Origin of the sequence: Dokdonia sp. Hel_I_53 (assembly GCF_007827465.1) — a bacterium.
Lineage (GTDB): Bacteria > Bacteroidota > Bacteroidia > Flavobacteriales > Flavobacteriaceae > Dokdonia.
Window position 1 is genome coordinate 967,983 of the sequence record NZ_VISL01000001.1, and the last position, 12,415, is coordinate 980,397.

Consider the following 12,415-nt stretch of genomic DNA (forward strand, 5'->3'; position numbering starts at 1 on the left):
GTAAGTAGTAGAATGCTGATTTCTTCAATTATAATTCTCCCTCCGTAAATTTGAGTTTCTCAGTGTTTTCAACTAATCGCAACTCATCAAGAATTTTCTGAATATCTCCATTTACGATATTCTGTAGATCGTACAACGTCAAACCTATACGGTGATCTGTAACACGTCCTTGCGGGTAATTATACGTCCTAATCTTTGCACTTCTGTCCCCACTACTTACTTGAGAATTACGCTTGGCAGCATCTTCTTCTTGTTTTTTGGCGAGTTCTAAATCATAGAGTCTAGAACGAAGTACTTTAAACGCTTTTTCTTTATTCTTATGCTGTGATTTTTGATCTTGACATTGCGCTACAAGTCCAGTAGGAATGTGTGTTAATCTTACAGCAGAATACGTCGTATTTACTGATTGCCCTCCAGGTCCAGATGAACAAAAGAAATCAACTCTTACGTCTTTAGCTTCAATCTGCACATCAAACTCCTCAGCTTCCGGAAGAACCATTACGGTAGCAGCACTGGTATGAACACGACCTTGTGTTTCTGTCTGAGGTACACGTTGCACACGATGTACACCTGCTTCAAACTTCATAGTTCCATAAACGTCAGAACCTGTGATTTCAAATTGAATTTCTTTAAAACCACCGGATGTACCTTCAGAATAATCTACGGTACTATGTTTCCATCCGGGCACAGAATCTACATATTTAGTATACATTCTATATAGATCTCCAGCAAATATACTCGCCTCATCCCCTCCAGTTCCTGCGCGTATCTCAACGACAACATTCTTTGCATCTTCTGGATCCTTAGGAATAAGCATCATTCTTATTTTCTCTTCCAATTCAGGTATTCCTGTCTTTGCCTCTTCATATTGCATTTTTGCCATTTCGACCATCTCTGCATCACTACCGTCTGCTATAATCTCTTCGGCTTCTTGGAGATTATTTGTGAGCTCAATATATGTCTCACGTTCATCCATCAATGCCTTTAAATCACTGTATTCTTTGTTAAGCTGGACGTAACGCTTTTGATCTGAAATTATATCTGGTTGTATGATAAGATCACTAATCTCATCAAAACGCTGTTTTACTATTTGTAATTTTTCTAACATCTACTTTCTTAAATATAGAGCGAATTTACGATAATTTAATGGAGGTAAAAAGATCTACGTTAGTGTAGTAAAATGATGATAACGTATTTATAATTTTAAAATATTTCGCGAAAGCGTACCACTATTTTGAAGAAGATATCATCTCATACTGCTCTATTTCTTGCAATTCTTGATTGGTTTCCAAAGCAGTATAAAGAAAAAAGCCAAAACTTAATAGAAATGCACTTCGCTCCATATAAAACAGAAATTCTACATTAAAATAATACGCAAATAACGAAGTAACATCTGATGTTAAAATGCAAAGCGCAAAAAACACGTACATCAATGAACGGTTGCTATTGTATATCTGATTATAAATAATGGCTGTTGCTCCTAAAAGGATCATAAAACCGCCATAAAAATAAAATAGAACGGGTTCAAAAGGTCCTATATAATTTTCTTGTATCATTCCAGACAATTCATAAAGCGTATAGATGTTTGCCAGAACAAGAATAATTGTGATTAGTAGTGAGTTTAAATTAAAGACCAAATTCTTTATAACATCCTTTCGCTCAAAACTTATAATACCGTAGACGATAATTCCTAATACGAGATACAGCGCATGCCCTACTTCTGTTTCATAAAAGAGTAGCGTTACCTCCCGCAAAACAAAGACACCAAGTATATATAAGATAATTCCTTTCTTAAACTGAGTTTTATAAATATAAAACACCACAAAAACCATTAAAGAAATTAATCTAACATACCGTGCTGTGTGTAGATCTGTAAATGCAAAAGCTACTAAATTTAAAATAATCAAAAGCCCTGTGAGCATTGGTAACCCTTTAAAGATATTACCTAATGTAATTTTCTTCATAAACTCTAGACAGCTGTTTTTTAAAATTTTTGAAAATTTCTCAAACTAACTAAATATACGTAAAATGATAAGAATTGGTTTTGAAATATTTATTTGGGTTTACTAATTTTAATATTTGAAAGTACCATGATTGCTTTCAATTGTAATTTTTTTACCTGAAGAACTAGACGCAACTCTTCCCACTACTTGAGCATCTACATTATATGAATTTGAGATCGCTATGATATCATCTGCAATAGCTTCTGGACAGTAAATCTCCATACGGTGTCCCATGTTGAAAACTTGGTACATTTCTTTCCAATCTGTGTTGCTTTCTTTCTGGATAAGTTTAAACAAAGGTGGCGTTTCAAAAAGATTGTCTTTTATGATATGCAAGTTCTCTATAAAATGTAAAATCTTGGTTTGAGCTCCCCCACTACAATGTACCATACCGTGAATATCCTTAGCATCATATTTAGATAAAATTTCTTTAACAATTGGCGCATACGTTCTTGTGGGAGAAAGCACTAGTTTCCCAGCATCTAAAACGCTTCCCTCTACTTCGTCTGTAAGCTTTTTTGAACCACTATACACTAATGTTTCTGGTACTTCAGCATCATAACTTTCTGGATATTTTTTTGCTAGGTACTTATCAAAAACATCGTGGCGAGCAGATGTTAAGCCATTACTTCCCATACCGCCGTTATATTCAGTCTCATAAGAAGCCTGACCAGAAGAAGACAACCCTACAATGACATCTCCTGGAGCTATATTTGCATTGTCTATCACGTCTGAGCGTTTGATACGAGCTGTGACAGTAGAATCCACGATAATTGTACGTACTAAGTCTCCTACGTCTGCCGTTTCTCCACCCGTAGAGTGAATAGTTACACCATAAGATTTCAACTCTGCAAGTAGTTCTTCAGAACCATTAATAATTGCAGAAATAACTTCTCCTGGAATGACATTTTTATTACGACCTATTGTTGAAGACAACATGATATGGTCTGTCGCTCCTACACACAACAAGTCATCAATATTCATGATGAGTGCATCTTGAGCAATTCCTTTCCAAACAGATAGGTCACCTGTCTCTTTCCAATACATATAAGCCAGCGCAGATTTTGTGCCAGCGCCATCAGCGTGCATCACAAGACAATATTCCTCGTCTCCTGTAAGTGCATCTGGTACAATTTTGCAAAAAGCCTTTGGAAAAAGGCCCTTATCTACATTTTTGATTGCATTATGTACATCCTCTTTTCCTGCAGAAACACCTCTTTGCGCATATCTCTTTGAAACTTCTTGGCTCATATCAATATTTTAGTTCTGCAAAAATAGGAATTAAATAATGGTACCTAAAGTTCCTGTTTTAGAAGTTGTAGACTTTATCTAAAGTAAAAATATGGGTATGTTTTATAAGATTTTAGTACGCTTTCGCGAAAGCGTACTCGTAATACTCTTATTCCCAATCTGGCATAAGAGCCGCCGTAAAAAGTTCATTATCATCATCGTCCTCTCCTATTACAACACTAAAAATACTCGGTATAGCTCCTTGATTGTTTAGTACACGTGTGAGGATTAATCTCCCTTCATCTGGTGAGTAGCTTGGAAACAAATCATTTTCACCTGAGACTACTTCTGTTTCTACTAAGGTAGCTATTCCAGTACTTACGTCATATTGATAAATTCTACTATTGAATATTCTATAATTAGAATTTTCCGAACCACTGATATCTCTAGCGTATAAAATCCTATCAAGATTTGCACTCACATCTATTCCAGATACTGCTCCTGAAAGATTTTCTAAGACGGTAAATAGTGTTTGTCCCGACGTTAACGAAATTGCAAATATGCGAGCATTATAACCATCTACGTCATTTGTTTTTAGAATTACTGTATCTGTATTTAGTGAAGAAACAGCGATGTCTGATATTAAAGATCCATCAGTTGTTTGATAAATTTGAACCAGCCCACTACCATCATTATTAATGGCATAAAGCTTGTCAAAATTAGGGTAGTAAAAGCGTTGCCCACTTTCTGCCCATGTAAATTGAATGCTTTCTTGACGAAATCCTGTAACGGGCACAGATGATGTGATTTGTTGCTCATCTGATCCAGACAAGTTCATTGTAAAAATTTGATTTTCACCCGCTATTGTTCTTAGAAAAGCAATTTTGGAGACATCATTATTTCGCTTTGGCCTAAAACTATTTTTAGATTCATCTGTAAGCTGGAGAACATTTGCATCTACTCCTTCATTAGTATCTTCAGACTCGTCTCCAGAAAATATTACGCTATTACCATTTATTCTTTTGATAAATAAAAATGGATTATTTTCTGCAGCAAATGTTGTAAATGAACTAACTTGGGAGCTTACAGGTTCATTGAGCTCATCCTTAGCAATTACCTGCCAGAAATAATTTGTAGCAAGCACTAAATTATTTACTGTATAGGTTGTATCTGAGACAATTGTAAATTCTTCTGTTTCATTTGTAGATCCATTTCTTAGCTCTAATACATAGGTAAGATCATCATCATCTGGATCTACAGAATCCCAAGCAAACTCTACCTCAAGAAGCACATTTGTAGCACCATCTTCTGGGTAAATAAGTTCTGGAGAAGAAGGGGCTTGATTATCTGTTTCAGAAAGTCTCATTTCTATAGCCACATCAGAAGTTATATCTTCTAAAACCTCTACACCTTCAAATGCCGTTGTATAACTATCAAGCTCTGCTTCCACAGAATAACTATCAACTAACACATTAGAAATCTCAAATCGCCCTTCACTATCTGTAAAAACAGTGTTACTAGCAGGACTAGTGGTAATCTTGACATTGCTTAATGGCTCGTCAGTGGTCTCTGCCGTAACAGTACCAGCGATACTTCCGAAAGTATCAGCCTCTATCCTATCTTCAGAACATCCCGAAATTATTAACATTACTAATCCCAGAAAAAAAAATTTATAATTATTCATTATGTTCTTTTTTAATTATTTTCTTGTTTCAGTTTTTTCTTCTTTGATTTAAAGTTTAGTCCATATCTCAAACCAAAACCAAAATTGTAATAAAAATCATTACGTCTTCCTTGATCAATAAAGTCTATATTATCGTTTAAAAGAATATTATGCTCAGCAAAAGCTGTAAAGCTCAACTTAGGAGAAAATTTATATTGTAGTCCTACGCCATATTGAAGTTTAGGAAATGTCATCCCAAAGCCTAATCCGTCATCTGGATGATCAATTAAGTCAACTACCATACCTGGTCCTCCAAAAATATAAGGACCAAAATCATCTTTCGGTAACAAGAAAATACGAGCATTTAAATCAACGCTTCCCATTATATTGGAATAAGAATCTCCATTATTTAATTGAAAAACACTCCCTGACAGGCCAAGAGTAAACTTACCTGCAAGTTGCTGCTCAATAGATAACTTGTTCATAAAACCAGGTTTTTGAGGAGTGAGGTCCCCGTCGATTAGATTTACTCCGCCACTCAAAGTGATATGGGTCTTGGAAGTATTCTCAACATATAACCGATTGTAGAGACCTTGACCCTGTTCGAGCTCTTTTTCTTTAAGATAATTTGTAACTAATTGTTCGTTTACTTCATTACCCTCCTTTGCGCCCCAATATTTATCAATAATCCCTTCCATAATCAAATCATGAACTGCTCTTTCTATAGCATCTTTAACTGCAATTTGTACAGGTTCATTTTGAGTGATTCCAGTCTCTGCCTCCAGAAGTCGTTGGAATTTTACAAACCTAAAAAAGCTCGCGTCTAGCGCCTGTGATAAAATTGTTTTTGAAACATAAACCGTTTTTAGGATCTCACCATTGCTTGTCGACACAGCTCTTAAATACACAGTAATTCTGTCTTGGCGATATTTTGCAGATCCACCTACGCCAAAATAGCGCACCCCTAGTCCTCCCGTAACTATATTCGTATCATATGATACAATTCCTCCTTCTAGTATTAGACCCGCATAAAGTAATGGTGGTAATGGAGGTTCATTGGGATTCAAATTTTTTATATATTCCTGCTTTGTATTACGTATGATATTACGCTCAGTAGACAAGTTGCTTAAATTCTCTCTCTCAATAGGCCTAAACCAACCTGAATCTTCTAGTGCTTTTATGAGAATGGTAGTTCCTCCTTGTGTCACTGCAGTACTAAAAGTACTCCCTCCTTCAATAGCTTTGAACTGACCTGTTTGATCGCTAAAATTATAAACAGCTACCTCAACTGGAGCAGAGGCCTCAGGTAAGTCAAGTAACTTTGTGGTACTTTTTGAATATTCGCCAACTCTTGCTGGACTTTGATCAAACTTTTGATTAAAATATGCCCCACATGAAGACAGCAATAGGAAGCTGGCCATTAAGGATAACCTTAGAAAAACTCTCATAAAAATTGGATTAATTCGAATTAGGAACAACGATCTGCGTTTCTTCGCCATTATTAGTATCTAGAATATTAATGACTAAACCTTCAAAGGTTTCAAAAACCTCAACATTAAGAGAACCGAATGTGAATATGCCTTCTTCTGTGATATTTAAGGCATTTAATTGCGCTTGACTTAGCTGGCTCTCAATCGCATTGAGTAAGTTTCTATTAAGTTCTTGACCAAATTGCTCTAGTTCTGATAAACCCTCTTGTTTACTGACAGGGGCAGTAAGGCTGTTTTGAACATTAACAGATGTAATGATTTGTTGATAATTAAAGGTATCTCCGCCAAAAAATGGACTAATAGGTTTGTAGGAAAATTGTTGCGCTTTCGCGAAAGCGGAAACTCCAAAAACAAATACTAAGAAAATTAATTTTCTCATATCAATACTGTATAAGTTGTTTATTTTGCTGTGCTAATAATTGTAACTGTTGTACTAATCTCCCTATAGCCGCCTCTGCTTGTTTCTCTAAAAATTTTCGCTGAGGTTGAGAGAAAAATTGCCAGATTAATGTATTATCCAGCTTTACTGTTATAAGTGTTGTTCGAGACCTTCCAGGAACTTCTTCTATAAGTATGTTTTTAGGAGACTTTATCGATTTATTAAAATAAAGCGTGTAAAAATACCTGTGAAAATCTCTACCTGCTTTAGTAATAGTTTTTTGCAGAACCAACCCCTCCATAATAAATCCATCTTGAGGTTTTGATTGGTCATTTGAATAGAAAGCAGCTGGTCTTTCTATAAATTGTGTAATATCAGAAAGACTTCCTTCCTCTAAAACAATTCTGTCTTTGCCTAATGGTTTCCCATCTTTATCATAAATAAGTAGCGCTAGTGTTGTTTTATTTGTTACCGAATTTCCCAGAACTAATGTTTGTAATACTTTTTTCTCATACGCTTTTAATGTAAATCTCTGTTTATCATTATCTTTCTTAACAGTACCATCCTCCTGCGTTTTAAAGATTAAAAAATCATACTCGAGTACTAAATCTACAGGGGTCTTATTTTCTGCAAGTGCAAAAAACTTCAAAAACTCACTATTCCTCTCGATCCTTACGGATGCAGCTACTTCTTTATTAAAATACTGTGCCTGCATCCCTAAAGAGAAAAAGAATATTATGAAGCTTATTTTTCCTGTGTAATTCAAAATATTACTTATGATTAATTATCTGGATTTCCGTACGTTTTACTTCTTATAATTAGTGAAGGAGAGGCCTGGGTTTGTACAAATTGTAATGACTCTGTTAAGCTATTAGAACCTAATCTTTGAAAATTCAAGTCATTTCCTTGCTGCTCTAGATCTAAAGAAATATCGGCAAATTCATTGTTTATGATATCAAATACGGTATTCCTATTACCTTTTTGTTGAATCTCTGTAATTACCGTTTTTACAACATAGTCCAATCCTGCAAAATTTTGATCTCCATCCTGAACTAATTTTATTTCACTTGCTTCACTTTTGACATTGATGGCTGCTGCATTTAACTCACCTATTTGCGTGATAAAAACGCTATTACCCTCGATAGTCTCATTTCTCAGATTTTTTTGAGTTTTTATACCAAAGTCAGATAGGTTAGCATATTGTAAGATATTCTTCTGAATAAGTTCTTGATTAGAAAGCTCTGTGTCTTCATCAGTATCACTACTGTAGGTTTGCGCAGTAGTTACACTGAAGCCTACAAATAGATACATTATTAATACGATATAATTTTTCATGTTATTTTTAAAATCAAATTGTTTCATATTTCAAAAACATTGGACATACTTGTATTAAGTATGTCCAAGTTTTTGAGAATCCTGCTATTGATTTAACTCAATAATGCAGTAAACCTTTTATTAAAGTCCAGAACCTGAACGAGCACTTTGAGGTGCCTGTAAAGCCATTCTAGAAACCATATTAGCAGTCTGAGATGTTCCTATAGCAGGAAGAATCCCTGAGAATCCAGTAGTTTGGAAAACATCAAGCGTATTTCCTCCATCAGGAAGTCCACCAGGAACATTTTGCTCTGCTTTCCAGCTTTGTCCTATGTCGCCATCTTGACGCACAACAATTGTATTCATATCTCCTCTTTGTGCAGTTTCTAATGCATTAAAAAATCCTGTTTGATGAGCATCTACTATGTGATCTCTACCTCTTTGAGTAGAAACGGCGTAGTTATCATCCCCATCTTGAAGTACTGTAATGTCATTACGACGTCCATTTTGTCCTGTTGCTACGTAGTTATCATCTCCCATTTGAGTTTGTTCGACAGAATTACCACGTCCTGTTGGAGACCCAAAAATGTTTTGAAACGCATACGCTTCGTTACCTTCTCCATCTTGAACCTGCTTAGAGTAATCGCCATTAGCCGCGCTATTGCCGTCACCAAATTGATGCGTCTCTGCTAAGTTGCTATGACCGGACTGAACTTGAATAGCCTCACTATAACTAGAAACTTGACTCTCGATACCATTAGAAATATTATCCACCGCATTAACCGCTGCAAATTGAGCTGCTGTGTTTGCATCATCTAGAAGGATATTACTCCCTTGATTAACTAAAGCTTCATTTCCTAACACATTATCTGAAGTGGTTTGAGTTTGATCAGACTTGTTATTATTTCCTTCTTGAAATAATCTAGCATAGTTACGGCCAGAAGTTCCATCAGAAAGCTGTTTTATAAGCCCTTCATTGTCACTACCTAATTGCTCAGAGAGTGCTTCTTGACCTAAACTGTTTTCAGGATCTGCTTGTTGCTTAATCTCTACAGTGTTCCCAGTACCACTCTGTAGTGCGAGTGCATCACTATTGTCCCAAGTTTGTAGGATTCTAGCAGAGTTTTCATTTCCTCTTTGATCAATACCTGCATAGTTGTTCTCAGCATTCTCTGCTGTTCCTTGCTGAATATCTGCAGAGTTACCCATTGAACCAGCAGCTCCAGTATTCTCTTGATACACCTGAGCATCGTTATAATCGCCTTGCTGTTCTATACGACCATCATTGTTGTCTCCAAACTGGTTTGACTGTGCATCATTATCAATAGCACTTACAAAAAAGCCACCATTATTAGTGTCTCCTGTTTGACGCATTGATACTAAGTTTCCATCTCCATCTTGTGTTGCATACATGGAATTAAGATCACCAGCCTGGCGAGCTCTTACAAGATTGTTATTTCCATTTTGTGTTGAATACCCTGTATTAGGACCAGGAATAGGAGCTAATAAAGAAGGTGCTAGAGCATCTGCTGTTTCTATAGTTGATGCATCAATCGTTGGGAATCCTGCAGTTACAAGAACTGGTGTGTCTACAAAATTTGCTTCAGAACCTTCTGAAGTTGTTTGACCTAGGGCAACTCCCCCTAACATGAGTGCCGCAGCACCAAATAATAATTTTTTCATAATAAAAAGTTTAATTAATAATTAAGTATATAAATGGTTAATAAATACGTGTTTATAAAACTCAACAGTACATAGTCTTAAATTACTGTGTGTCTTTAATTATTTTAATTATAATGGGGGAGAAATACTATTACAAGAGGGAGGAATAATTTGTAATATGACAGCTAAATTAAGATAAAACCGCTATGAGTCAGTTTGTTAAATAAATTTTTCGATGAACGGAAAGTCGGAAAATTTGGAAATTTGAAAAAAACCTTATTTTTCAAGGCTTGCGGGCTGAGGGGCATTTGCCCTGTTTTAAGATAGTTTTAATATCCTAAAGAAATTTCTTACGCTATTTTCATAATTTTTTATAAATCGAAAAGACAGTTGATTGGAAATTATTTAATTATTTAACATAAACGCCTGTAAATCAATTTTTTAAATTTTAAACGTCTCTCAACAATTTATAGATAAGGGCTCTTTCAATCAATTCACAAAAAGTAATTCTCTATACTTTGGCAGTGGCCACAGCTCATCTTCTACTAACAACTCTAGCTTATCGCAATGCTTTCTTATTAGTAAAAAGTATGACTTAACTTGCATAGTGTATGCTTCAGCTTTACTTTCTAGCGTTAGAATATTTGCTTTTTTTCTGGCTTCGGTCATTTCTACAATAAGACTATCTATAGCTGCAACTTTTTCTGAAATAGATTTTATAATATGTGTTTGCGCTTTCGCGAAAGCGAGATACTCCTCTCCGTAAATATTTTTCAAACCTTGCACATTTTTTATGAGTACATTTTGATACCTTAATGCTGTAGGAATGATATGGTTGCGAGCTATATCACCCAACACCCTACTTTCTATTTGAATACGCTTTGTATATTCTTCAAGTTCAATCTCATACCTAGCTTCTATCTCCACAGAATTCATAATAGAAAGATCCTCAAATAATATCACACTATTTTTAGAAATTCTGGCTTTAAGTGCCACCACTGTATTGTTATTAATACTTAATTTTCGCTTTTTTGCCTCTTTCTCCCAAGTATCACCATAACCATCTCCTTCAAATCGTATTTTTTTACTCTCCTTTATATATTCTCGTAATACGTTAAATATGGCATCATCTTTTTTCATGTCCTTTTTATCAATTAAGATATCTACTTCATTTTTGAAGTCAATAAGCTGCTGAGCAACAATTGCGTTGAGCACAGTCATGGGGTTTGCACAATTTGCGGTGGCACCTACAGCTCTAAATTCAAATTTATTGCCAGTAAATGCAAATGGAGATGTGCGATTACGGTCTGTATTATCTAGCAATATTTCTGGTATCTTCCCTATAACATTAAGTTTAAGATCTGTTTTTTCTTGTGGTGAAAGCTTACCATCTGTTACCTTTTCTAATTCATTAAGTACATTAGTAAGCTGTGAACCGATAAACACAGAAATGATGGCAGGTGGGGCTTCATTTGCTCCCAGTCTATAGTCATTACCTGCACTAGCTATAGAAGCTCGTAACAATTCTTCATGCCTACAAACAGCTTTTATGGTATTAATAAAAAAAGTAAGAAACTGTAAGTTTTTCATAGGCGTGCTACCTGGACTTAAAAGGTTCACACCTGTATCTGTAGCTAATGACCAATTATTATGTTTCCCACTACCATTTATCCCTTCAAAGGGCTTTTCGTGAAATAGTACTTTAAAATGATGTCGCTGGGCAATTTTTTCCATTACATCCATTAATAAAGCGTTATGATCTACAGCCAAGTTTGCTTCTTCAAAAACTGGAGCTATCTCAAACTGATTAGGAGCTACTTCATTATGGCGAGTCTTTACAGGTATACCCAATCGGAGACTTTCATATTCTAATTCCTTTAAATAAGTAAGTACCCGACTAGGAATGGACCCAAAATAATGATCATCTAGTTGCTGCCCTTTAGCAGAGGCATGCCCTAGAAGTGTTCGTCCTGTGAGGGTAACATCTGGCCTTGCTGCTGCAAGAGAAGCATCAATAAGAAAAAATTCTTGTTCCCAACCTAGAGTAGCTGTTACTTTACTTACATTTTTATTAAAATACCTTGCTACATCTGTAGCTGCACTGTCAATAGCATTGAGAGCTTTAAGTAGTGGGGTTTTATAATCTAAAGCCTCGCCAGTATATGCCACAAAAACAGTGGGAATGCACAGGGTGTTATCGTACAAAAAAGCAGGGGATGTAGGATCCCAAGCGGTATACCCTCTAGCTTCAAAAGTATTACGTAAACCACCGTTTGGAAAACTAGATGCATCTGGCTCTTGTTGTGCTAACTGGGCTCCGTCAAATTTATCTATAACGTGACCATCTACTGTAATTTCAAAAAAAGCATCGTGTTTCTCTGCAGTAGCGCCAGTGAGTGGCTGAAACCAATGGGAGTAGTGAGTGGCTCCTTTTTCTAGTGCCCATGTTTTCATTCCCGTCGCAATAGCATCTGCACTCACGCGATCTATATTGTCACCTTTTTTAATTGCATTTTGAACACCATCAAATGATGTTGCTGAGAGGTATTGACGCATTGCTTTTTCATCAAAAACGTTTGATCTAAAAAGATCAACTGGCTTTTGATTAGCATCAAAAGGCACTCTTGTGCGCTTCTGTATATCGTGAAGTGCTTGAAAACGTAATTTTGGCATA

Annotated in this window: 10 protein-coding genes; all 10 read right to left on the bottom strand. The window is 35.7% G+C overall.

Annotated features, from left to right (window positions below; translation table 11 throughout):
- Positions 1-28: 28 nt before the first annotated feature.
- Complete coding sequence (gene prfA / locus OD90_RS04265) at positions 29-1,108, bottom strand: peptide chain release factor 1 (RefSeq protein ID WP_144667066.1); 1,080 nt, start codon at positions 1,106-1,108, stop codon at positions 29-31.
- A gap of 121 nt (positions 1,109-1,229) precedes the next feature.
- Complete coding sequence (locus OD90_RS04270; RefSeq protein ID WP_144667069.1) at positions 1,230-1,964, bottom strand: hypothetical protein; 735 nt, start codon at positions 1,962-1,964, stop codon at positions 1,230-1,232.
- Positions 1,965-2,072: 108 nt separating this feature from the next.
- Positions 2,073-3,254 carry an AIR synthase related protein gene (locus OD90_RS04275; RefSeq protein WP_144667072.1) on the bottom strand — a complete coding sequence of 394 codons (1,182 nt, stop codon included), beginning with the start codon at positions 3,252-3,254 and terminating at the stop codon, positions 2,073-2,075.
- Positions 3,255-3,402: 148 nt separating this feature from the next.
- Complete coding sequence (locus tag OD90_RS04280; RefSeq protein ID WP_144667075.1) at positions 3,403-4,917, bottom strand: carboxypeptidase-like regulatory domain-containing protein; 1,515 nt, start codon at positions 4,915-4,917, stop codon at positions 3,403-3,405.
- Between the two features lie 11 nt (positions 4,918-4,928).
- Positions 4,929-6,344, bottom strand: a complete 1,416-nt coding sequence (locus OD90_RS04285; protein ID WP_144667077.1) for a CsgG/HfaB family protein — start codon at positions 6,342-6,344, stop codon at positions 4,929-4,931.
- A 10-nt stretch (positions 6,345-6,354) separates the two neighbouring features.
- Positions 6,355-6,765: a curli assembly protein CsgF gene (locus OD90_RS04290; protein WP_144667080.1), complete on the bottom strand. Its 411-nt coding sequence runs from the start codon at positions 6,763-6,765 to the stop codon at positions 6,355-6,357.
- A 1-nt stretch (position 6,766) separates the two neighbouring features.
- A complete protein-coding gene (locus tag OD90_RS04295; protein ID WP_144667083.1) occupies positions 6,767-7,531 on the bottom strand; it encodes a CsgE family curli-type amyloid fiber assembly protein in 765 nt (254 codons plus the stop codon).
- Between the two features lie 14 nt (positions 7,532-7,545).
- Positions 7,546-8,100 (bottom strand): hypothetical protein, encoded by a 555-nt coding sequence (locus tag OD90_RS04300; RefSeq protein ID WP_144667086.1) that lies wholly within the window; start codon positions 8,098-8,100, stop codon positions 7,546-7,548.
- 120 nt (positions 8,101-8,220) lie between these two features.
- Positions 8,221-9,762 (bottom strand): hypothetical protein, encoded by a 1,542-nt coding sequence (locus tag OD90_RS04305; RefSeq protein ID WP_144667089.1) that lies wholly within the window; start codon positions 9,760-9,762, stop codon positions 8,221-8,223.
- Positions 9,763-10,230: 468 nt separating this feature from the next.
- Positions 10,231-12,414, bottom strand: coding sequence for a glutamine synthetase III (locus OD90_RS04310; RefSeq protein WP_144667092.1), 2,184 nt, complete (start codon positions 12,412-12,414; stop codon positions 10,231-10,233).
- Position 12,415: the final 1 nt, after the last annotated feature.

Coding starts and splice junctions, on each gene's coding strand:
- OD90_RS04285 (WP_144667077.1), bottom strand. CDS start 6,344: ATGAGAGTTTTTCTAAGGTTATCCTTAATGGCCAGCTTCCTATTGCTG.
- OD90_RS04310 (WP_144667092.1), bottom strand. CDS start 12,414: ATGCCAAAATTACGTTTTCAAGCACTTCACGATATACAGAAGCGCACA.
- OD90_RS04275 (WP_144667072.1), bottom strand. CDS start 3,254: ATGAGCCAAGAAGTTTCAAAGAGATATGCGCAAAGAGGTGTTTCTGCA.
- OD90_RS04280 (WP_144667075.1), bottom strand. CDS start 4,917: ATGAATAATTATAAATTTTTTTTTCTGGGATTAGTAATGTTAATAATT.
- prfA (WP_144667066.1), bottom strand. CDS start 1,108: ATGTTAGAAAAATTACAAATAGTAAAACAGCGTTTTGATGAGATTAGT.
- OD90_RS04270 (WP_144667069.1), bottom strand. CDS start 1,964: ATGAAGAAAATTACATTAGGTAATATCTTTAAAGGGTTACCAATGCTC.
- OD90_RS04300 (WP_144667086.1), bottom strand. CDS start 8,100: ATGAAAAATTATATCGTATTAATAATGTATCTATTTGTAGGCTTCAGT.
- OD90_RS04290 (WP_144667080.1), bottom strand. CDS start 6,765: ATGAGAAAATTAATTTTCTTAGTATTTGTTTTTGGAGTTTCCGCTTTC.
- OD90_RS04305 (WP_144667089.1), bottom strand. CDS start 9,762: ATGAAAAAATTATTATTTGGTGCTGCGGCACTCATGTTAGGGGGAGTT.